Annotated in this window: 18 protein-coding genes; 7 read left to right on the top strand and 11 right to left on the bottom strand. The window is 72.1% G+C overall.

Annotated elements, in window-relative coordinates; all coding sequences use genetic code 11:
• Nucleotides 1-77 precede the first annotated feature (77 nt).
• Nucleotides 78-1,109 carry a substrate-binding domain-containing protein gene (locus tag QUE38_RS10770; protein ID WP_286308154.1) on the bottom strand — a complete coding sequence of 344 codons (1,032 nt, stop codon included), beginning with the start codon at nucleotides 1,107-1,109 and terminating at the stop codon, nucleotides 78-80.
• A gap of 350 nt (nucleotides 1,110-1,459) precedes the next feature.
• On the opposite strand from QUE38_RS10770, the gene QUE38_RS10765 reads away from it, so the two are divergent.
• Entirely contained in the window at nucleotides 1,460-2,944 is a 1,485-nt protein-coding gene (locus QUE38_RS10765) for a sugar ABC transporter ATP-binding protein (RefSeq protein ID WP_286308151.1), read from the top strand.
• Complete coding sequence (locus QUE38_RS10760; protein ID WP_286308150.1) at nucleotides 2,941-3,978, top strand: ABC transporter permease; 1,038 nt, start codon at nucleotides 2,941-2,943, stop codon at nucleotides 3,976-3,978. The genes QUE38_RS10765 and QUE38_RS10760 overlap by 4 nt, the downstream gene beginning before the upstream one ends.
• A 67-nt stretch (nucleotides 3,979-4,045) precedes the next feature.
• On the opposite strand, the gene QUE38_RS10755 is transcribed toward QUE38_RS10760, so the two are convergent.
• The 5 genes from QUE38_RS10755 to QUE38_RS10735 form a co-directional block, all read right to left on the bottom strand.
• A complete protein-coding gene (locus QUE38_RS10755; protein WP_286308148.1) occupies nucleotides 4,046-5,170 on the bottom strand; it encodes a sugar phosphate isomerase/epimerase family protein in 1,125 nt (374 codons plus the stop codon).
• A gap of 94 nt (nucleotides 5,171-5,264) precedes the next feature.
• Nucleotides 5,265-6,224, bottom strand: coding sequence for a sugar phosphate isomerase/epimerase family protein (locus tag QUE38_RS10750; RefSeq protein WP_286308146.1), 960 nt, complete (start codon nucleotides 6,222-6,224; stop codon nucleotides 5,265-5,267).
• A gap of 135 nt (nucleotides 6,225-6,359) precedes the next feature.
• A complete protein-coding gene (locus QUE38_RS10745) occupies nucleotides 6,360-7,076 on the bottom strand; it encodes an FIMAH domain-containing protein (protein WP_286308145.1) in 717 nt (238 codons plus the stop codon).
• On the bottom strand, nucleotides 7,061-9,667 hold the full coding sequence (locus tag QUE38_RS10740; RefSeq protein WP_286308143.1) for a PQQ-dependent sugar dehydrogenase: 2,607 nt from the start codon (nucleotides 9,665-9,667) through the stop codon (nucleotides 7,061-7,063). Before QUE38_RS10740 ends, QUE38_RS10745 begins: the two co-directional genes overlap by 16 nt.
• 554 nt (nucleotides 9,668-10,221) lie before the next feature.
• Nucleotides 10,222-10,812, bottom strand: coding sequence for a TetR/AcrR family transcriptional regulator (locus QUE38_RS10735; RefSeq protein WP_286308140.1), 591 nt, complete (start codon nucleotides 10,810-10,812; stop codon nucleotides 10,222-10,224).
• A gap of 100 nt (nucleotides 10,813-10,912) precedes the next feature.
• Here QUE38_RS10735 and QUE38_RS10730 point away from each other — a divergent pair, with 100 nt between their 5' ends.
• Nucleotides 10,913-11,428 carry a pyridoxamine 5'-phosphate oxidase family protein gene (locus tag QUE38_RS10730; RefSeq protein ID WP_286308139.1) on the top strand — a complete coding sequence of 172 codons (516 nt, stop codon included), beginning with the start codon at nucleotides 10,913-10,915 and terminating at the stop codon, nucleotides 11,426-11,428.
• On the opposite strand, the gene QUE38_RS10725 is transcribed toward QUE38_RS10730, so the two are convergent.
• Together QUE38_RS10725 and QUE38_RS10720 are read right to left on the bottom strand one after the other, a co-directional pair.
• Entirely contained in the window at nucleotides 11,409-12,866 is a 1,458-nt protein-coding gene (locus tag QUE38_RS10725) for a sensor histidine kinase (RefSeq protein ID WP_286308137.1), read from the bottom strand. The two genes, QUE38_RS10730 and QUE38_RS10725, sit on opposite strands and share 20 nt — an antisense overlap.
• Nucleotides 12,863-13,621 (bottom strand): response regulator transcription factor, encoded by a 759-nt coding sequence (locus QUE38_RS10720; RefSeq protein WP_286308135.1) that lies wholly within the window; start codon nucleotides 13,619-13,621, stop codon nucleotides 12,863-12,865. The genes QUE38_RS10725 and QUE38_RS10720 overlap by 4 nt, the downstream gene beginning before the upstream one ends.
• A 296-nt stretch (nucleotides 13,622-13,917) precedes the next feature.
• On the opposite strand from QUE38_RS10720, the gene QUE38_RS10715 reads away from it, so the two are divergent.
• Both QUE38_RS10715 and QUE38_RS10710 read left to right on the top strand, forming a co-directional pair.
• Nucleotides 13,918-15,318 carry an ABC transporter permease gene (locus QUE38_RS10715; protein ID WP_350227466.1) on the top strand — a complete coding sequence of 467 codons (1,401 nt, stop codon included), beginning with the start codon at nucleotides 13,918-13,920 and terminating at the stop codon, nucleotides 15,316-15,318.
• Nucleotides 15,319-15,404: 86 nt separating this feature from the next.
• On the top strand, nucleotides 15,405-16,073 hold the full coding sequence (locus tag QUE38_RS10710) for an ABC transporter ATP-binding protein (protein WP_286311778.1): 669 nt from the start codon (nucleotides 15,405-15,407) through the stop codon (nucleotides 16,071-16,073).
• 187 nt (nucleotides 16,074-16,260) lie between these two features.
• Here the strand turns inward: QUE38_RS10710 and QUE38_RS10705 are convergent, their stop codons facing one another.
• Together QUE38_RS10705 and QUE38_RS10700 are read right to left on the bottom strand one after the other, a co-directional pair.
• The gene (locus QUE38_RS10705) at nucleotides 16,261-17,325 is read right to left on the bottom strand and encodes an alpha/beta fold hydrolase (protein ID WP_286308134.1); all 1,065 of its coding nucleotides are present in this window, start codon (nucleotides 17,323-17,325) and stop codon (nucleotides 16,261-16,263) included.
• Between the two features lie 24 nt (nucleotides 17,326-17,349).
• Complete coding sequence (locus QUE38_RS10700; protein WP_286308132.1) at nucleotides 17,350-17,760, bottom strand: hypothetical protein; 411 nt, start codon at nucleotides 17,758-17,760, stop codon at nucleotides 17,350-17,352.
• Nucleotides 17,761-17,936: 176 nt separating this feature from the next.
• Here QUE38_RS10700 and QUE38_RS10695 point away from each other — a divergent pair, with 176 nt between their 5' ends.
• Together QUE38_RS10695 and QUE38_RS10690 are read left to right on the top strand one after the other, a co-directional pair.
• On the top strand, nucleotides 17,937-18,572 hold the full coding sequence (locus tag QUE38_RS10695) for a YqaJ viral recombinase family protein (RefSeq protein WP_433996898.1): 636 nt from the start codon (nucleotides 17,937-17,939) through the stop codon (nucleotides 18,570-18,572).
• Nucleotides 18,573-18,575: 3 nt separating this feature from the next.
• Entirely contained in the window at nucleotides 18,576-19,361 is a 786-nt protein-coding gene (locus tag QUE38_RS10690; protein WP_286308129.1) for an alpha/beta fold hydrolase, read from the top strand.
• Here the strand turns inward: QUE38_RS10690 and QUE38_RS10685 are convergent.
• Entirely contained in the window at nucleotides 19,358-20,539 is a 1,182-nt protein-coding gene (locus QUE38_RS10685; RefSeq protein ID WP_286308127.1) for a glycosyltransferase, read from the bottom strand. The genes QUE38_RS10690 and QUE38_RS10685 overlap by 4 nt on opposite strands.
• Nucleotides 20,540-20,607: the final 68 nt, after the last annotated feature.

The raw sequence follows: 20,607 nt of genomic DNA, 5'->3' as shown, positions 1-20,607 counted from the left end.
TCCCCCGGCGTCCGTTGCTCTCGCTACCTGCACCCGATCGGCACCGGCGGGGCCCCGAGGACCCCGCCGGCGGGCGATCAGGACTCGAAGCCGATCGGGAGGTACTGCTCCACGTTCTCGGCCGTCACGACCGGTGCGTAGAGCACGATCCGGTTCGGCACGTCCTGCTCGACCAGGTCGCCGAGCGCACGGCTCTGGGCGACGAGGCGAGCGAGCGCGATGCCGTCGGCGGCCTGCGTCGAGGGGTAGATGACCGTCGCCTCGAGCACCGAGTCGCCGGCCTGGATGGCCTCCATGGCGTTCAGCGAGCCGGCGCCGCCGACCATGATGAACTCGTCGCGACCCGCGGCGTCGATGGCCGCGAGCACGCCGATGCCCTGGTCGTCGTCGTGGTTCCAGAGGGCGTCGATCTCGGGTGCCGCCTGGAGCAGCTGCGAGGCCGCAGCCTCGCCGCCGGCGATGGTGAAGTCCGCTGCGACGCGGTTCGACACCGACAGGCCGCAGTCGGCCAGCGCGTCGGCGAAGCCCTGCGAGCGGTCCTGCGTGAGGGGCAGCGAGTCGATGCCGGCGATCTCCGCCACCACGGCGTCGGGGTTGTCGCCGACCTGCTCGCAGATGTACGTACCGGCGCTCACGCCCATGCCGTAGTTGTCACCGAGGATGGTGACGCGCGCGGCGTCGGGGCTCGAGAACTCGCGGTCGACGTTGATGACCGGGATGCCGGCCTGCATGGCGCTGATCGCGACCTCGGTGAGCGCCGCACCGTCGGTGGGCAGCAGCACGATGGCGTCGACGCCGTCGTTGATGAAGGTCTCGATCTGGCTGATCTGCAGGTTGGCGTCGTTGGTGCCCTCGGCGACGATCAGCTCCACGTCGTCGTAGGTCTCCGCCTGGGCGATCGCGGCGGAGTTGATGGCACCCAGCCAGCCGTGGTCGGCGGCGGGTCCAGAGAAGCCGATGCGAACGGTCTCGCCCGACTCCTCGTTGTTGGCGTTGTTGGTCGGGCCGGTGTCGGTGGTCTCTGCGGCGGTGCAGCCGGCCATGAGGCCGACGACCGCCGTCATCGCACCGAGCGCGACGAAGGTGTTGCGGCGCAAGCGCGTACGCATGTGCTCTCTCCTCGTTCCTGTGTGAGTTGCGGACGTGTCACGCGGAGTGAACCGCGGCGGTCCCGGAGGAGCAGCTGTCGTCCACGTTGACATGGCCAACGTAGCATAAGCGCTCGATCAGTAGTCAACTTTTTTCTTCTGTCGTCGTAAGTCCCGGATGCACGACCGCTGAAGCGGCGGATCCCGCATGATCAGCGGGCAGGTTCGGGACACTGCTCGCGCGCGCGTGACCACGCGCGCGAGACTGAAGGACACCCGACCCGGCTTCGCCAGGGACTCTGGAGGGCCGCTCGCCGTTCTGTTATGGTTTTCGCATGATCAAAGGTGATAGTGCCGCGTCATTACTGTCGATGAGCGGCATCACGAAGGAGTTCTCCGGAGTGAAGGCCCTCCAGGGCGTCAGCCTGGACGTCCGGCCCGGCGAGGTGCATTGCGTCCTCGGCCAGAACGGTGCCGGAAAGTCCACCCTGATCAAGGTGCTCGCGGGGGCCCACCAGCCCGATGCCGGCGAGATCACCTGGCAGGGTGAGACCACCGAGATCCCCAACCCGGTCGCTGCGATCGACATGGGGATCGCCACGATGTACCAGGAGCTCGATGTCGTCGACGGCCTGACGGTCGCCGAGAACATCTTCCTCGGGCACGAGCTCGCCACCTGGGGCGCGCTCCACCGGCGTGCGGCGACCCGCCGCACCAAGGAGCTCCTGGCACGCCTCGGCCACGCCGACCTCGCCCCCTCGACGGAGGTCGGCACGCTCTCGGCGGCGAACAAGCAGATCGTGAGCATGGCGCGTGCACTGTCGCACGACGCGAAGCTCATCATCATGGACGAGCCCAGCGCGGTGCTCGACTCCGACGAGGTGAAGAACCTGTTCCGCGTCGTCGAGGAGCTCACATCCCAGGGCATCGCGATCATCTACATCTCCCATCGGCTGGAGGAGATCAACCAGATCGGCGACCGCATCACGGTGCTGAAGGACGGCCGCACGATGGCGAGCGGCCTCGAGGTCGCCGACACCCCCACGCCGGAGCTCATCAAGCTGATGACCGGCAGGGAGGTCGCGAACGTCTTCCCCGAGCGGACGCCGATCGCCGCCGACGCTCCGGTCGTGCTCGACGTCGCCGGACTCGGCGTCGCCGGCCTGTTCGAGGGCGTCGACCTGCGGGTGCGCGCTGGCGAGATCGTGGGGCTCGCCGGACTCGTCGGCTCCGGCCGCTCCGAGATCCTCGAGACGGTCTACGGCGCCCGCAAGGCGACGTCGGGCCGAGTGGAGGTCGACGGCACGCGCCTGAAGCCGGGTTCGGTGGCCGCTGCCGTGGGCGCGGGCGTGGGCCTCTCGCCCGAAGAGCGCAAGAGCCAGGGCCTCATCCTCGAGGAGCCGATCTTCAAGAACGTGACGCTGTCGTCGTTCACCCGGTTCGCGCGGTTCTCGGTGCTCAACGAGCGTGCCGAGCGCCAGGTGACCCAGGAGCAGATCGACGCGCTGGAGCTCCGGCCGCCGGACGGCGAGCGCGCCGCCGGCACCCTCTCGGGCGGCAACCAGCAGAAGATCCTGCTGGCCCGGTGGCTCGTGCACGGCACCCGACTGCTGCTGCTCGACGAGCCCACGCGCGGCGTCGACGTCGGCGCTCGCGCCGAGATCTACAACCTCATCCGCCGCCTCGCGGATGCGGGCAACGCCATCCTGCTGGTCTCCAGCGAGATCGACGAGGTGCTCGGCCTCGCCGATCGCGTGCTCGTCGTCGCCGACGGCCACATCCTCACCACCGTCGACGCGACGGAGATCGACGAGCACGGGGTGCTCGACCTCGTCATGAAGGGAGTCGCCGCATGAGCGACCAGAACAGCACTGCAACGGCCGAGTCGGATGCCCCGGCTGCCGCCGAGAACGCCCCGAGCCTCTGGCACCGGCTCATCCATGGCCCGGCGGCGCGCAACTTCGGCCTCGTCATCGCCCTCGCCGTCCTGGTCGTCGTGGGTGCCGTGACGGCGGGCGACCGCTTCACCAGCTTCGACAACATCCTCACCATCATCCGGTTCGCGTCGATCATCGGCGTGATCAGCATCGGCATGACCTTCGTGATCACCTCGGGCGGCATCGACCTCTCGGTCGGCTCCGTGATGGGGCTCGCGACTGTCGTGGCCTCGCTCTCGTGGGTGCAGGCCGCCGCCGAGCAGACCAGCTGGCTGCTGATGGTGCTCGTCGCGCTCGGAGTCGGCACCGCCGCCGGGTTCGTGAACGGCGTCGTGATCGCCTACGGCAAGGTGGTGCCGTTCATGGCGACACTCGCCATGCTGGTCGGCGCCCGAGGGCTCGCCGAACTGCTGTCGAACCGGTCCACCCAGCTCGTCGACGTGCAGGGCTTCCTCGACTTCTTCCGCGGCGACTTCCTCGGCATCGCCTGGCTGGTCTGGATCTTCGTGATCGCGGCGGTCGCCGGGTGGTTCCTGCTCGGCCGCACCACCTTCGGCCGCCGCACGGTGGCCGTCGGCGGCAACTTCGAGGCCACGCGCCTCGCGGGCATCCGGGTCAAGCGCCACCTCGTGGCCCTCTACGCGCTCGCGGGCTTCGCGGCCGGCGTCGCGGCCCTGATGATGCTGGGCCGCACCACGGCCGGCACGTCGACCCACGGCACGCTGTACGAGCTCGACGCGATCGCCGCTGTGGTCGTCGGCGGCACGCTGCTGGTCGGCGGTCGCGGCACGATCTTCGGCACGGTGCTCGGCGTGCTGATCTTCGCGACGCTCACCAACGTGTTCACGCAGAACAACCTCTCCACCTCGGTGCAGGCGGTCGTGAAGGGCGTGATCATCGTGGTGGCCGTGCTGCTCCAGCAGCGCTTCGCGGGTCGTTCCTCGCGCACCTGACCGGCGCGCCGCGCAACACGAAGGGCCCGTCTTCCGACGGGCCCTTCGTGTTGGTGCGTCCGCGGGGCTAGCCGCGCAGCGCGGCCAGGTTGGCGTACGAGACGCCGGCGTACTCGAGCGACTGCGCGGGGTTCGCACTGCCGCCGGGTGCCGTGTCCTGCTCCCACATCGGGTTGTGCGAGCCCTTCGCGCCGATCGCGCGGAAGAACGTCGCGTAGTCGATGTCGCCCTCGCCGAACGGCGTCATGACGTAGCCGTTGGTCTGGCTGTCGTCGCGGCGGCCGTCCTTCGCGTGGAACAGCGGGTAGCGCTTCGTGTTCGCCGCCACGAGGGCCGCGGGGTCGAAGATGTCCGCCACCGAGCCACCGTCCGGAGCCGTGAACGCGGTGTGCCGGTACTGCGCGACGTGCGCCCAGTAGACGTCCATCTCCAGGTACACGTACTTCGGGTCGGTGATCTCCAGGAAGTACTCGAGCCGCCGCTTGCCGGTCGAGCGCGTCATGTCGCCCGAGACCGGGTCGGGAGTGCTGTCGAGCAGGAAGTCGTACGCCTGGTCGTGGTTGTGCGTGTAGAGCTTCAGCCCGTGGCTGCGCGCCCGCTCGCCGAACGCGTTCCACACGTCGGCGGCGACGTCCCAGTCGGCCTTCTGCGCGCTGCGGGTCGGGTCGCTGCCGGTGCCGATGTGCCCGAACCCGAGGATGTTCGCGATCTCGCAGTCGTAGTCGAACGACGCGAGCGTCTCGGGTGTGACCTCCGACGGGATGCGGCCGTGGTTGCCCTCGGCCTGCAGTCCGTTGTCGTCGAGCCACATGCGCAGCTGGTGCGCGCCCTCGGGGTTGTTCACGTCGCCGCCGTCGGCGTTGGCGCTCTGGCGGTATCCGGCGAACTCGATCTGCCGGTATCCGATGCGCGACAGCTCCTCGAACACCTCGCGGAAGCCCGACGGCAGGTCGGTCGTCAGCGGGTCGCGGCTGATCGCGTCGCGCACCGTGTAGAGGATGATGCCGCGACGGGGCGCCGGAACGAGCGCGCCGTTGGCCGGCGACGCATGCGCGGTGCCGGTGCCGAGCGCGGCGCCGCCGAGCGCGGCCGCGGCCGCCATGCCGGTGGTCGCAGCGAGCAGCTGGCGTCGGGTCAGGCCGAGGCCCCGGCCGAGGCCGGGATCGTCGGTCTGGTCGATGAGGTCGTTCATGATGCTCCTTTGCAGTGTTGCGGGGTGAGGACGCCGCCGTCGGCGGCGCGGGTGCGGGGAGCGGGGCGGCGACCGCCGCCCCGCTCCCGACGGGTCAGTACTCGAGGCAGGTGAGGTAGTCGAAGCTCTCGGTCAGGAACGTCGCGTCGTTCGGCGCGCCGTCGCGCTCGATCACGTAGAGGTTCACGTGACCCAGCGCCTCCTCGAGGATCGGCTCCCAGTGGATGTCGCCCTGCCCGACGTTGCCCGGGACGCCCCGGCCCTCGCCGTTCAGGTCGCCGTCCTTGATGTGCAGCAGCTCGATGCGGTCGCCGTACTTCTCCAGCAGCGCGGGCACGTCGACGCCCTCGCCGGCGTCCGACGCCCAGAACACGTCGACCTGGAACGTGACCCAGCGCGGGTCGGTGTTCTCGACCAGGATCTCCCAGGCGCTCTTCACCTCGCCGGTCTCGGGCACGGTGTAGGTCGTCGTGAACTCGCTCTGGTGGTTGTGGCCGAAGAACTTGCCGACGCCCGCCTTGACCGAGCGCTCGCCGAGCCGGTTCATCGCCTCGGCCGTCAGCAGCACGTTCTCGTAGCCCGAGTTGATGCCGGGTGCCGGGAAGCCGCCCGAGCCGGTGTACTTCTGGCCGACCGCCTTCGCCCATTCGAGCGTCTCGTCGAACGTCGCCTCGTTGGTGTTGCCGTGCGCGCTCGGCATCTTCAGGCCGTACTCCTTCAGCAGCGCCCGGAACTCGTCGGCGGTGCGGTCGCCGTAGGTGCTGAAGAAGCTGCCGGGGTTGCCGAAGCCCTCGATGTTCTTGTAGCCGGCCTCCGACAGCGCTGCGAGCACGGGCTCGACGTCGCCCTCGGCGAACTGCCAGCCGAGCTGGCTGAACATCTGGAACGAGACCTTCGAGGCCGGGATGCTGCGGCCCGCGCAGTCGGCCGCGGGGTTGGCGTTCTCGGACTCGGGCGCGGCGAGCGCCGGACCACCGGCGAGAAGTCCGCCGGCGAGCAGTGCGACGCCCGCGGCACCGGCGAGGGCACCTCGGGTTCGGGTCTTGATGGACATCTGATCCTCCTTGATCGGTGCGGGGGTCGCACCTTCCGTCGTTGCCCGGTCGCTTCGGCCGGGCGGCACGGGCCGGTCGGCCCGCGGTCTGTGGGGGTCCGGGGGCGGGCGGGACGCCCGCCCCCGGACCGGGTGTCAGCCGCCGAGCTGCTCCGCGAGCGCGAGGGCGTCGCGTGCGAGCAGTTCGTCGTCGGTCGCGGCGGCGAAGCGCTCGAGCGCCGCGGCCGCCTGGTCGGCACGGTCGCGCTCGATGGCGCGCTCCGCCTGGGCGAGGAACGCGTGCAGACGCGCCGCCTCGGGGGTGTCGATGCCGCCGTCGGCCTCGATGCGCTCGAGGTTCGACGCGAGGTCGCCGACCGACGTGGTCACGGTGAATGCCACCGACACCTCGCTGCGGTTGCCCGCCTCGTCGACGGCCGCGGCGACCAGCTCGTGCTCGCCGAGCTCGAGCGTCCACAGGTCGAGGTCGCCCTCCTCCAGCGGCTCGCCGTCGAGCGTGAGCTCCTCGCTCACGACGCCCGACGTCTCGTCGCTCGAGTCCACGCCGATCCCGACGGTCGCCGACGAGCCGAGCTCGTCGCCGTCTGCGACGCCGGTGATGGACACGTCGGGTGCGATCGAGTCGACCTTCACGACGACCGACTCGACGTCCGAGACGTTCCCGCCGGTGTCGAAGGCCCGGTACAGCACCTCGGTCTCGCCCTCGGTGTCGACCACGTACGGGTCGAACCGCTGCGCGAAGGCCCAGAACCGCCACCGCAGGCTGGTCCACGTGTCGCCACCGTCGACGGAGACCTCGAAGTCGTCGATCGCGCCGTTGTCGGTCGGAGCCGCCGTCAGCGTGACCGGCACCGTGTACCAGCCGCCCTCACCGTCGGGCTCCTCCGGCGTGATCGCGACCGCCGCCTCGGGGGCGTGACGTCCGCGACACCGTCGCCCTGGAAGGTGAGCGTGTCGAGCTCGACGCCGCCCGTGCTCGTGACCACGAGCACGCCGGTGCCGACGGGGAACTCGGTGACGGATGCCGCCACGCTCGACCAGCCGGCCGAGTCGATCGCCGCCGTCGCGAACGGCGTCGCGTCGGCCGTGCCCCAGCGGAGCTCGATCGTTCCCGTGCCCTGACCGCGGACCTCGACGCCCTCGATGCCGGTGAAGTTCACCGGATCCCAGGTGAGCGAGTCGCCCGGGTCGAAGGAGGTCACCTTCGACAGCGCGCCGGCGGTCTCGTCGGCCACCACGTCGACGCCCTCGAGGGTGTCGGCGTGCTCGGCCTCCTGCACGAACGGGTTCAGCACCAGCGACGTCTCGCCCTGGGCGGCGGGGATGTCCCCGTTGCCGTTGTCGGTGTACGTCGCCACGATGACGGCGAAGAGCTTCTCCGTCTCGCCGTGCTCCGGTGCGTCAGCCGGGGTGGCCCAGGCGCCGGAGCATCCGCTGCCGAGCACCTCGGGGTGCGCGTGCGTGTCGTGCCCGAGGCCGAGCGTCCACGAGAGCTGCGCGCAGTTCGTGTCCGTGCCGTCCTCGGGGTCGTTCGTGCTGAACGCGTACGGAACCGCGTCGCCCCAGTTGAAGAACCCGCCGTTCGCCGGTGCATCCGCCGTGAGCGTCGGAGCGACGTTGCCGACCGTGATGGCCGACGACGTGATGCCCGTGCGGCCCGACGGGTCGGTCACGCGCAGGCGCACCGTGTACTGGGCGAGCTCGGTGTACGTCGTCGAGGCCTCGACGCCGCTGGCGTCGAAGACGCCGTCACCGTCGAAGTCCCAGTCGTACGTGAGCTCGGCCCCCTCGGGATCGGACGATCCCGAGCCGTCGAACTGCACCTCGAGCGGAGCGGTCGACGACGAGATCGGGTCCGCCGCGATCACCGCGGTCGGGCTCTTGTTGCCCTCCGCGTAATCGACGCGGTACAGGCCCGCCTCCGGGTTCTGGCGGAAGAAGCCGTTGCCGTAGTCGAGGATGTACAGCGATCCGTCGGCGCCGAACTCCATGTCGATCGGGCTGTCGGTGATCTCCATGAGGTTCGCCGTCAGCTCGGCGTTCGGCAGCACCTGCTCGATGTGCGTCACCGGACCGTTCGGGTCCTCGTTGGTGAACGCCGCGATGTAGTCCTGCGAGAACTCGTAGAAGAACGCCTTGCCGTCCCAGTACTCCGGCCACTTCGAGTCGAGCGGGTTCGACTCGTCGTAACGGTAGGTCGGGCCACCCATCGGGCCCTGGCCGCCCTGCGCGTCGAACTCCACCATCTCGTCGAAGGGCTGGTCGCCCGGGTTGTCGCCGTAGTAGATCTGCGGCTCGGTTGCGGCCGGCAGGGTCTCGAGGCCGGTGTTCCAGCGCGAGGTGTTCTCCGCGCCGGCGTCGCAGTCGAAGAACTCGCCCGGCGTCGCCGTCTCGAAGTCCCAGTCGTTGTAGTTCGCGTTCGGACCGTGGCAGTACGGCCAGCCGCCGTTCAGCGCCTCGGTCGTGCTCTGCCACTCGACGTAGCCCAGCGGGCCGCGCTCCGCGCTCGCCGTACCGGAGTCGGGACCGTAGTCGCCCCAGCGCACGGCGCCGGTCTCGTCGTCGACGGTCATGCGGAACGGGTTCCGCAGGCCCATGACGAAGATCTCGGGGCGGGTGTTCTCGGTGCCCTCCGCGAAGAGGTTGCCCTCGGGGATGGTGTACGAGCCGTCCTCCTGCACGGTGATCCGCAGCACCGCGCCGCGCAGGTCGTTGGTGCTGCCTGCGCCGCGCCGCGAGTCGAACCCCGGGTTCATGCCCGGTGCGTCGTTGTTCGGCGCGAAGCCGTTGGAACCGGGCGTGCTCGCCGGCGTGTTGTCACCGGTGGAGATGTACACGTTGCCGTCGGCATCGAAGTCGATGTCGCCGCCCACGTGGCAGCACTGCCCGCGCTGGACCTCGACCTTGATGATGACCTGCTCGGTGGACATGTCGAGCGAGCCGGAACCCGCGTCCCACTGCACGCGGGTCAGCTGGTTGTAGCCCTTCCAGATGTCCCAGTAGCTGTCGTCCTCGCCCTCCGGCAGGGAGTTCGGTGCGGAGCCCGACGGAGTCGTCTCTGGATACGGCGCCTCCATCACGCGAGGTGCGTAGAAGAGGTACACCCATCCGCTCTCCTCGAAGTCGGGAGCGAGTTCGACCGTCTGGAGTCCGTCCTCGGAGTTCGCGTAGACGTCGATGGTGTTGATGAGGCGCGTGACCCCGGTGTCGGGATCGGTGTGGCGGATGTCGCCGTTGCGTGCGGTGTGGAGCACCGTCCCGTCGGGCATCACGGACATGCCGATGGGTTCGCCGACGTTCTTCGTCAGCAGGATCTTCTCGTAGTTCGACCAGTCGAGGGCCGCCTCGGCACCGGGCTCCGCGGAGTGGTCGACGCCGTCGTGGGCGAAGGCCGGGGCTCCGAATGCTCCGATCGAGAGGGTTGCCGCGAGCAAGGCCGTCAAGCCGACTCGGCTAGACTTCATGTCGCATTCCTTTCAATGGTGACGCGCCACTCCGCCCTGTCAGTGATGGTGTGGTCGTCGCTGGGATTGGTGATGCGCGACGCCTGTTGTCCGGTGCCATCGGCGATCCGGGCAGCAGGTCGTCGTCACGTCGGGAGGCGCGGTCGTCGCCTCCTTCCTGCTCCGGCCTCCGGTCGGTCGGGAGATCGGTGCGCCCACGCGCGCGACGGCGCTGCGGGGCGGGAGGCGGCCGGCGTCGGGGAGGCGGCCTGCGGCTGGTGATTCGCGGGGTCGAGCCCCGATCGGATGCGACGGGGCGACGGGGCGTGCGGCGCGCGATGGTGCCGAGACGATGCCCCGATGTGATCCCCGCTGATCATGTTGCGACTGTATGGCGGCTTCTATCGAGTGTCAAGCAAAAGTTGCGCGGATCAAACAACAAACACGAACTCCGAGACGCAGGATTCGTAGGAATAACGACGCCTGAACAGCACAAAGCACCCCCGAACGAGGGCCGGTGACACTCGATGGGCGCTGGCGGACGACGCGCCCGCCTACGGCAGCCCGGCGACGTGCCCACGCACGATGCGCTCGGCAGCCTCGGTGATCGCAGGGTCGCCGTCGGGCCCGAGCATGCCGTCGATCGCGAGCGACGCGACCCCGTGGCTCAGGGCCCAGTGCTGCAGCACGACCGTGTCGACGTCGGCGTCCGGCCCGAGCCCGCCCTCGGCACGCACGAGCTCGACCAGCTCGCGCAGCGACCCGAGCGCCTCGGCGCGCGTCGCCTCGAACTGGGCGTCGCCGCGGAGCGCCGCGGGAGTGCGGAAGACCGCGTCGAAGTGGGCCGGATGCGCCAGGGCGAAGCGCACGAACGCGAGCGCGTCGACGACCAGCCGCTCGCGACCGACCGCTCCGGGCGTCTCCTGCGCCTCGCAGACGTCCTCGTAGAGCAGCCGCAGCCCCTCGCCGGCGAGCGCGCGCAGCATGCCCTCGCGCGAGCCGAAGAAGTGCGCTGGCGCCGCGTGGGAGAGCCCGGCGTCGCGCGCGACCTCGCGCAGGCCGACGTTGGCGAGCCCGCGCTCGCGCGCGAGCCGTTCGAGCGAGGCGAGCAGCGCCTCGCGGCCGGCCACGGCGGTGGGTTCCATGCGTCCCAGCCTACTTGACAACGTCAACCAACGCCGCCTATTGTGCCACTTGACAATGTCACTTGACATTGTCAACCAATGATCAGAGGGAGACGGGCACATGGCAGACGTGACGACCGAGCAGGTCTGGGGAGAACTGGCGAAGCGACCGTTCGTCGTGGTGGGCACGACCACCGCGCACGGCGAGGCGCGCACCGCGGGGGTGCTCCCCCACGTGGCCGACGGCGTGGTGTGGTTCACGACCTACGCGCGCATGTGGAAGGCCCGGCACATCGCGGCCAACCCGCACGTGTCGGTGACCGCGCCGGTCCACCGACGCGTCTGGTTCGCACCGTGGGTACGCGTGCCCGACGCGACGATCACCTTCCGCGGCACCGCGGAGCTGGTGCCGGCCGAGCGGATGCCCCGCGAGGCGCTGGACGCCCTCACCCACGGGCTCGACCTCACCGAGGACGGCCCCGACGGCCCGCTCGTGGGCGTCGCGGTGCGCCCGGTGGGCGACTTCGTCACCTACGGCATCGGCGTGCCGGTCATGGCGATGACGGACCCGGCCCGCGCGGCGGGTCGGGTGTCGACGGGCACGCCCGCCGAGCGGTTCACGCCCGCCGCAGCCTGACGGTGAACACGGTGCGCCCGGGCTCGGACTCGACGTCGATCGTGCCGCCGTGCGCGACCACCACGGCACGGGCGATCGCGAGGCCGAGCCCGGTGCTGCCGGTCGCGCGCGAGCGCGAGGCGTCTCCGCGGGCGAAGCGCTCGAACAGGGTGCGCTGCAGGTCGGGATCGATGCCCGGCCCGTCGTCGGCCACCGTCACCACGGCGTCCGGCCCGTCGACCGCGAGGGCCACCGATACGGCCGTGCCCTCCGGCGTGTGCACGCGCGCGTTCGCGAGCAGGTTCGCGAGCACCTGGTGCAGGCGCGACAGGTCGCCCGAGACGAGCACGGGCTCCTCGGGCACGTCGAGCTCCCACCGGTGGCCCGGACCCGCGACGTGCGCGTCGCCGACCACGTCGACCACGAGCGCCGACAGGTCGACCTCGTCGCGTCGCAGCTCGCGCCCCTCGTCGAGGCGGGCGAGCAGCAGCAGGTCGTCGACGAGGGCCGACATGCGCAGCGACTCCGACTCGATGCGGTCGAGCGCGTGCGCCGCGTCGGGCGGCACCTCCTCGGTCGAGCGGCGGGTGAGCTCGGCGTAGCCGCGGATCGACGCGATCGGCGTGCGCAGCTCGTGGCTCGCGTCGCCGACGAACCGTCGCACCTTCGCCTCGCTCTCGGCGCGCGCGCTGAGCGCGGAGCCGACGTGGTCGAGCATGCGGTTGAAGGATGCACCGACGCGCCCGACCTCGGTGCGCTCGTCGGTGTCGGAGTCGGGCACTCGGTCGGCGAGCTCGACCTCGCCGCGCTCGAGCGGCAGCGTGGAGACGCGTTCGGCGGTGGCGGCGACCCGCTGCAGCGGCACCAGCGCGCGCCGCACCAGCACGCTGCCGATGAGTGCCGCCAGCGCGAGCCCGGCGATCGCGACGAGCGTGATCACCGTCGCGAGCTGCGCCGTGGTCGCCTCGACGATCGCGAGCGGCAGCGCGATGACGAACCGGGCCCCGCCCGGCGTGCCGACGACCATGGCGCGATACGCACCGAGGTCGCCGCCCAGGTCGACCGAGTGCGGTTGGAAGTCGGCGGGCACGCTCGACAGCGCGGCGAGCTGGTCGGCGTCGAGCTGCCCGATCTCGCCGTCCTCCTCGAGCACGGCGGCCTGGCGCACCTCGTCGTCGAGCACGATGCCCGCGATGGTGCCGACGGCCTGCCCGCGGGCGGCGAGCACGCGGCCGTCGTCGTCGCCGGACGCGCCGGGCGGCGGCTCGATGATCGCGACCCGGCCGCGCTCGGTCGCCGACGCGAGCTGGTCGTCGACGCGGTCGACGAGGTTGGTGTGCACGACCACCACGCTCACGGTGCCGACGACGGCGCTGACCGCCGCGAGCAGCGCGACGAGCGCGATGATCAGGCGGCGCTCGAGGGTCCAGGGGCGGCGCCCGCCCGTGGCATCCGTCACGTCGTCGCCTTGATCATGTAGCCGGCCCCGCGCACGGTGTGGATCATGGGCTCGCGGCCCGCGTCGATCTTCTTGCGGAGGTAGGAGATGTAGAGCTCGACCACGCTGGCCTTGCCGCCGAAGTCGTACGACCAGACCCGGTCGAGGATCTGCGCCTTCGAGAGCACGCGGCGCGGGTTGCGCATGAGGAAGCGGAGCAGCTCGAACTCGGTCGCGGTGAGTTCGATCGCCTCGCCGGCGCGGGCCACCTCGTAGGAGTCCTCGTCGAGCGTGAGGTCGCCGACCGCGAGCACGGGGTCGGTCGCCGCGGCCGAGCGCACGAAGCGGCGGATGAGCCCGCGGAGCCTCGCCACGACCTCTTCCAGGCTGAACGGCTTGGTGACGTAGTCGTCGCCGCCCGCGGTGAGGCCCGCGAGGCGGTCGTCGAGCGAGTCCTTCGCGGTGAGGAAGAGCACGGGGGTCTCGTCGCCCTCGGCGCGCAGGCGCTGCAGCACCTCGAGCCCGTCGATGTCGGGCAGCATCACGTCGAGCACGATCGCGTCGGGGCGGAACTCGCGCGCCACCCGCAGGGCGGCCTGGCCGTCGCCCGCGGTGCGCACCTCCCAGCCCTCGTAGCGCAGGGCCATCTTCAGCAGGTCGGCCAGCTGCGCCTCGTCGTCGACGACGAGCACCCGCACGGGGCTGCCGTCGGGCTTGGCGATGGCGGGGCTGCGATGTTCGGCGTGCGGCTGCTCGCGGCTGAGGGAAGAGGGCATGACACCAGTATCCGCATCTTCCTATGACCCGCCTATGGCTCGCCTGTGGAGTTGCGCGAGACGTCCATAGCGACCCCATAGCCGGGCCCGAGTACCGCCATAGCGCCGCCGCCTAGCGTCGCCGATGCCCGGCGGGAGCCCCTGTCCCGTCGGGCCCCACATCCACGAAGGAGACCGATGTTCCTCACCTACCTGCGCCGCGAGCTCGCGGGCCGACGCAGACAGACCCTCATCGTGGCGATCGGCATGGCGCTCGCCATCGCCCTCGTCATGATCGTCAACGCGCTGTCGGGGGCGTGCGCGACGCACAGGCATCCGTGCTCGAGTCGGTCTACGGCGTCGGCACCGACATCACCGTCACCCAGGCGCCCACCGGCCCGGGCGAGGGCGGCCCCGGGGGCGGCCGCTTCGAGTTCGGCGCCGAGGACGGCGAGACCGACGACGCCGAGGGCTCGACCACGGTCTCCGACTCGCGCCTGACGGCGGGCATCGGCACCGCCACCTTCGACGACACCGCCCTCGACACCGCGCTGTCGACCGAGGGGGTGGCGGATGCCGCTGCGGCACTGTCGCTCACGAACACGACCTTCTCGGGCGAGCTGCCCGACTTCTCGCAGCTGCAGCAGGGCGGCGGGGGCGCGCCCGGCGAGGCGGGCGGCGAGGCTCCACCGGCCGGCGGCGCGGACGGTGCCGGGGGCAGCGCGTTCGACGTCGACTCGTTCACCGTGCTCGGCATCGACCCCGCGGCATCCGCGCTCGGACCACTGTCGTCGGCCGCCGTCACCGACGGTCGCGGGCTCGAGGCGACGGATGCGGGTGCCGACGTGGCACTCCTCGACTCCGCGTACGCCACGACCGCCGAGCTCGTCGTCGGCGACTCGATCGACGTCGGCGGCACGACCATGGAGATCGTCGGCCTCGTGACGGCCGACACCGCCGACGCCTCGACCGGCGCCAACGTGTACCTGCCGCTCGACACCGCGCAGGCGCTCGCCGGCCTCGAGGGCCAGGTCTCCACGGTCTACGTGCAGGCCGCGTCGTCGACCGAGATCACCGCCGTACAGGCGAGCCTCGAGGAGGCGCTGCCCGAGGCGACCGTGAACACCCAGGAGGACCTCGCGTCGTCGGTCTCCGGCTCGCTCGCCTCGGCGTCAACGCTCGTCTCGTCGCTCGGCCTGTGGCTGTCGGTCGCGGTGCTCGCCGCCGCGTTCCTCATCGCCGTGCTCTTCACGGTGTCGGGCGTGACCCGCCGCACCCGCGAGTTCGGCACCCTCAAGGCCATCGGCTGGTCGAACCGCCGCGTGGTCGGCCAGGTCGCGGGCGAGTCGCTCGTGCAGGGCCTCATCGGCGGTGCGCTCGGCATCGTCATCGGCCTCGTCGGCATCGGCGTCATCACGCTCATCCAGCCCACGCTGTCGGGTTCGGCGGGCTCGGTGCAGGCGTTCGGCGGCGGCCAGGGTGCTGCGGCCGGCGCGGCGGAGACCGGCGAGCGCGTGGCGATCGCCGGGCCGGGAGGCGGCGCGTTCGGTGCGGCGACGTCCACGGCCACCGACATCGTGCTCACCGCACCCGTGACCATGTCGGTCGTGCTCGTCGCGGTCGGCCTGGCCGTGCTCGGCGGCCTGGTCGCCGGCGCGATCGGCGGCTGGCGCGCCTCGCGGCTGCGCCCGGCCGAGGCACTCCGGAGCGTCGCATGAGCGCCGCGAGCACGACCTCGATCACCCTCCCCGCACCGGCCGACCCGGCCGCCCCGGCCGCCCCGGCCACCCCGAAGGGAACCGCCATGTACACCCTCGAGAAGGTCGGCAAGACCTACAAGCAGTCGTCGCGCATCGTGACCGCGCTGCAGGACGTCTCGCTCACCATCCCTGCCGGCCAGATGGTCGCGATCCAGGGCCCGACCGGCGGGGGCAAGTCGACGCTGCTGCAGATGCTCGGCGCCCTCGACCGGCCGACCACCGGCGACGTGAAGCTGGGCGACGACCTGCTGTCGAAGCTGCCCGACCGCAAGCTCGCGAAGCTCCGCGCGAAGGAGATCGGGTTCGTCTTCCAGGGCTTCAACCTCATCCCCACGCTCACCGCGCAGGAGAACGTCGAGACGGCGCTCGAGCCGCAGGGCGTGCCGGCCGAGGAGCGCCGCCGACGGGCATCCGACGCCCTCGCCCAGGTCGGCCTCGCCGAGCGCGCCGGGCACGTGCCGAGCGAGCTCTCGGGCGGCCAGCAGCAGCGCGTCGCCATCGCGCGGGCCCTCGTGAAGGAGCCCGACGTGCTGCTGGCCGACGAGCCCACGGGCAACCTCGACGAGCAGACCCGCGACGAGATCATGGACCTCCTCGAGGGACTCTGGCGCGACCGCGGGCTCACGCTCGTGATCGTGACCCACGACTCCGCGGTTGCCAGGCGCGCCGAACGGCGGCTGCGGATCGCGGGCGGATCGGTGCAGGAGATCTGACCCGCAAGCGCGGGGTGGTGCGTCGCTTTTCAGGAAGGTGTCCGCACCACCCCGCACAGGCTGCGGGCAGGCACGACTCGCCCGCACCTCCTGCGGCGCGGCCGCCGCACGCCGCAGAACCTGCGGCAGCTGCACTGCCGACAGCCGTACGTTCCTGAAAAGTGCCCACCCCGGCGGGCGCGCCTCGTCAGATGAGGTCGTGCCGCGAGGCCCAGGCCGCCGCCGCGGCACGCGAGGGCACGCCGAGCTTGGTGCGGATGTTCGCGAGGTGCCGGTGCACGGTGTGCGGGCTCAGCACGAGGGCCTGTGCGATCTGCTGGTCGGTGTCGCCGCGCGCGACGAGCCGCAGCACCTCGAGCTCGCGCGCACTCAGGTCGGTCGTGGGCGGTTCAGGAGCGGATGCCTCGGGGCCGGCCGTCGGTGCGGGCTCGGCCTCCTCCCCGAGGAACCGCAGCACCGCATCCGTCACCGCGCGCCGGTCGCCGCGCCACGGGAAGTGGTCGAGCCCGTGCAGCTCGACGAGCTCCGCGCCCGGGATGCGCGAGGCCACGTCGGCGCCGAGCGCGAACGGGATCGCGCGGTCCTCGCGGCGGTGCAGCACGAGGGTCGGCGCCCGCACCCGGCCGAGGTGGCCGGTCGAGTCGAAGGCGTACAGCTCCGCCATCGAGGCCGCCGCCGACTCCCGCGACGCCGACCGCCGCTGGTAGGCGACGAACTCGTCGCGCTCGGCGGCCGTGGCCTCGGGCAGGAACAGGTCGGCGAGCACCCGCGACCCGAAGCCCCAGTGCGTGCCGATCACCTCGAGCAGCCCCTGCCGGGCCTGCGGCGGGGCGATCTCGGCGCCGTTCGCGAACGTGCCGTACATGACGAGCGCGTCGACCCGATCGGGGTGCGCGGCGGCGAACCGCGACGACACCGCGCCGCCCGAGGAGACCCCGAACATGGTGACCGGTGCATCGCTCACGGCGACGTCGACGATGCCCTCGAGCAGCGCGAGCTCCTCGTCGAGGTCGGCGGGCGGCGGGTCGTCGTGCCCGGAGGCGCCGCCGCCGGGCCGGTCGTAGCGGATCACCGTGCGATGGGCGGCGAGCGTCGCGACCAGGTCGCGGAACTGCGCCTGCTCCCAGTCGAGCGCGAGGTGGCTGCACCACCAGCCGCCGAGCACGAGCGGCGGGCCGGAGCCGACCGAGGTCCAGGCGACCTGTCGGCCGCCGACCTCGGCGTAGCGGATCAGCTGATCCCCGGGCTCCACGGCCCCCAGTGTAGGGCTCGCCCGTCAGGCGGCGTCGGCGAGCACGCGCAGGCCGTGGTCGCCGACCGCGCGCACGACGGGTGCCATGCGGTCGCGGTAGTGCAGCGCCATCGCACGTGCGCCCGAGAGCTCGTCCTCGCCGCGGTCGCCGAGCAGCGCGGTCACGTGCTCGCCCGGCAGCAGCACGAGCGGCTCGCCCGTGGCATCCGTGCCGACGACCCGGAGCACGTCCGCGTCGACCTGGCGGCCGATCCAGCCGGTCGCCGCGGCGCGCCCGATGCCGACCTCGTCGGCGAAGGCGTCGACCGTGACCGGACCGAGCTCGAACAGCGTGCGGTACCAGCCGCAGCGCATGCCGCGGGCCATCGAGGCGGCGACGCGCACCTCGGCGGTGTCGGTGGCGGTGTCGGTGTCGTAGGTGGTGGTGGTGATCATCGTGCTCAGCTCCCCTGTGTCGTGCCGCCCGTGTCTCGTGCGGTGTCGATGCCTCGATTCCACTCCGATCGCCCGCTCGCCTCATCGCGCGATCCGGCCATTCCGCATGGCCCGTTCGGGCCATCGCGGCGCGCGTCGCCTGCCCCGACGACGGATGCCACGGGTAGCCTCGAAGCGTGACCGACACGCTGCCCGCGGCATCCGCCGTCTCGACCGAGCCCGGCCGGCCGCGCCACCCCCACGAGTCGCGCATCGTCGCCGACTCGAAGGACCGCGTGGCCTGGCTGCGGGCGCGGTCGCAGGGCATCACGGCGACGGATGCGGCCCGGCTGGCGTCGCACACGGCCGTGCGCCAGCTCGCGTGGGAGAAGCTGCACGGCACGTCGGGGTTCACCGGCGGGCGCGCGATCGACCACGGCCGCATCCGCGAGCCCGTCATCGCGCGCTGGATGCACGAGCACCACGGCATCCGGGGCAGCTCGCTGCTGTTCCACGCCGCGGGCGACCGGCGGCATCTCGCGACGCCCGACGGCCTGCGCGTGACCGACGACGGGGTGCTGGAACTCGCTGAGATCAAGACGACCGGCAAGGCCTGGCGCGGCATCCCCCGCCACTACCTGCGCCAGGTGTGGTGGCAGCAGTACGTGCTCGGCGCCGAGCGCACGCTCGTCGTCTGGGAGCAGCACGAGGACTTCGTGCCGCTGGGTGAGCCGAAGTGCCGCTGGGTCGACCGCGACGAGGACCAGATCGCGATGCTCGTCGACCGCGCCGACGACCTGCTCGCCATGCTCCGCTCCGGCCGCACCGCCTGAGCCGTGCCGACGCTGCTGCTGCACGGGCTCGGGTCCGACCGCCGCACGCCGCTCGAGCTGTTCGGCCCGGTCGTGCTCGACGTGTCGGGCGCCGAGGAACGCATCGTCGCGCCGGACGTGCGCGCCCACGGGGCATCCGACCGCATCGGCACCGCCGACCGCTTCACGCTCGACGCCCTCGCCGCCGAGGTCGCGGCCGACGCCCGCGACGGGGCCGACCCGGCCGAGCCGGCCGAGTCCGCACCCTTCACGATCGTCGGCATCTCGTTGGGCGCCGCGCTCGCAGTGCGCATCGCGCTCGGCGCGCTGCTCCCGGTCGAGCGGCTCGTGCTCGTGCGCCCCTCGTTCACCGACCGGCCGCTGCCCGACAACCTGATGGCGTTCCCCGTGATCGCCGAGCTGCTGCGCCGGTACGGCCCGTACCAGGGCATGCGCTTCTTCCGCCGCACGGGCGCGTTCCAGAAGGTCGACACGGTCTCGCACGCGGGCGGCGTCGGGCTGCTGCACCAGTTCCGCGTGCACGAGGCGACCGCCCGGGCCATCCGGCTCACCGAGATCCCGCGCAATCGCGCGTTCCGCGACGACGCCGAGCTCGCCTCGCTCACGGCGGCCGGCATCGAGTCGCTCGTCGTCGGGGCACCGCGCGACCCGGTGCATCCGCTCGCCCTCGCCGAGCGCTGGGCCGGCGCCCTCGGGGCGCCCCTCGAACGCGTGCCGGCGCGCGACGAGGGGCAGGCCGCGCACACGGAGGCGGTGCGCGCCGCGGTCGCGAGCTTCCTGCGCGGCTAGGCGTCCGCGCGGCCCGCGGCGACCGCGAGCAGCCCGGGCACGACCTCCGGCGCAGTCGGCAGCGCCGCCATCTCGTCGGCCACACGCCGAGCGGTGGCCGCGACCTCCGGGTCGCCCAGCACGGATGCCACGGCCTCGCGCAGCCCGTGGGCGAGCTCTGGCCCGTCGGCGACGCGCACGCCCACGCCACGATCGGCGACGCGCTCGGCGTTCAGGTGCTGGTCGAACGCGAACAGCGGCACGACGACCTGCGGCAGCCCGGCGGCGAGCGCGGCCGTGGTCGTGCCGAATCCGCCGTGTCCGACGACGGCGGCGGCGTGCGGCAGCACCTCGGCCTGCGGACGCCAACGCTCCACGAGTGCGTTGCCGGGCCAGGGCCGCAGCGCCTCCGGATCGAACCCCGAGCCGGTCGTGAGCAGCACGCGCACCGGAACGTCGGCGAGCCCGTCGAGCGCGCGCCGGTAGCGATCTCCCGCGTCGGGGAAGTTCCCGGCGACCGTGCCGAACGAGACGTACACCAACGGCGCACCAGCGTCGCCCCACTCGGGCAGCGGCGCCGCCTCCGGCACGGCATCCGCATCACCGTCGCGGAAGCGCACGACGGTCGGGTCGGATGCTGCGGGCGGATCGTCGAACGACGCGGGCACGCGCGTGAACCGCGGCGCTGCGGCCGCGGCGCCGGTGAGCCGGCCGGCCGCGAGCCCGTGCTCGGCCTCGAACTCGGCGAGCGGCTCGGCGAGTCGCTCGGCGAACAGCCCGAGCATCGACGTGGTGCCGATCGCGACGGTCGCGTGCGGCGCGCCCCGCACCTCGGCGGCGACGAGCGAGGCGATCTCCGCCGGGTCGCGCAGCACCAGGTCGGGCCGGAACCCGTCGAGCAGTTCCGACATGGCGGGCAGCGCGGCCCGCGCGTCGATGCGCCCGAACACGTCGGCGACGACCCGGGCGTCGCGCTCCATCATCGGCAGGTGCGCGATCGACCCGAACGTGCGCCCGATCTCGGCGGGGTCCGGGTCGCCGACCGGCGCGAATGCGAGCCCGGCGCCTGCGACCGCCGGCGCGAACGAGCCGGGCGCGGCGACCCGCACCTCGTGCCCCGCTGCCGCGCACGCCCGGGCCAGTGCCACCGTCGGCAGGAAGTGCCCCAGGTTCGCGGTCGTCGCAACGAGGATGCGCATGTACGGTGACGTTACCGAGGGGCATGCGGCACGTCCAGACCGACTCATGGGCGAAACACCACGCGCGA

The organism is Agromyces mangrovi (assembly GCF_030296695.1).
Taxonomy (GTDB): Bacteria; Actinomycetota; Actinomycetes; order Actinomycetales; family Microbacteriaceae; genus Agromyces; species Agromyces mangrovi.
This window is presented reverse-complemented; position numbering and strand designations above follow the sequence as displayed.

Excerpts from the sequence above, each read along its gene's own strand:
- QUE38_RS10750 (WP_286308146.1), bottom strand. The coding sequence starts at position 6,224 with ATGTCCATCAAGACCCGAACCCGAGGTGCCCTCGCCGGTGCCGCGGGC.
- QUE38_RS10765 (WP_286308151.1), top strand. The coding sequence starts at position 1,460 with ATGAGCGGCATCACGAAGGAGTTCTCCGGAGTGAAGGCCCTCCAGGGC.
- QUE38_RS10685 (WP_286308127.1), bottom strand. The coding sequence starts at position 20,539 with ATGCGCATCCTCGTTGCGACGACCGCGAACCTGGGGCACTTCCTGCCG.
- QUE38_RS10755 (WP_286308148.1), bottom strand. The coding sequence starts at position 5,170 with ATGAACGACCTCATCGACCAGACCGACGATCCCGGCCTCGGCCGGGGC.
- QUE38_RS10700 (WP_286308132.1), bottom strand. The coding sequence starts at position 17,760 with ATGATCACCACCACCACCTACGACACCGACACCGCCACCGACACCGCC.
- QUE38_RS10735 (WP_286308140.1), bottom strand. The coding sequence starts at position 10,812 with ATGGAACCCACCGCCGTGGCCGGCCGCGAGGCGCTGCTCGCCTCGCTC.
- QUE38_RS10760 (WP_286308150.1), top strand. The coding sequence starts at position 2,941 with ATGAGCGACCAGAACAGCACTGCAACGGCCGAGTCGGATGCCCCGGCT.
- QUE38_RS10710 (WP_286311778.1), top strand. The coding sequence starts at position 15,405 with ATGTACACCCTCGAGAAGGTCGGCAAGACCTACAAGCAGTCGTCGCGC.
- QUE38_RS10730 (WP_286308139.1), top strand. The coding sequence starts at position 10,913 with ATGGCAGACGTGACGACCGAGCAGGTCTGGGGAGAACTGGCGAAGCGA.
- QUE38_RS10770 (WP_286308154.1), bottom strand. The coding sequence starts at position 1,109 with ATGCGTACGCGCTTGCGCCGCAACACCTTCGTCGCGCTCGGTGCGATG.
- QUE38_RS10720 (WP_286308135.1), bottom strand. The coding sequence starts at position 13,621 with ATGCCCTCTTCCCTCAGCCGCGAGCAGCCGCACGCCGAACATCGCAGC.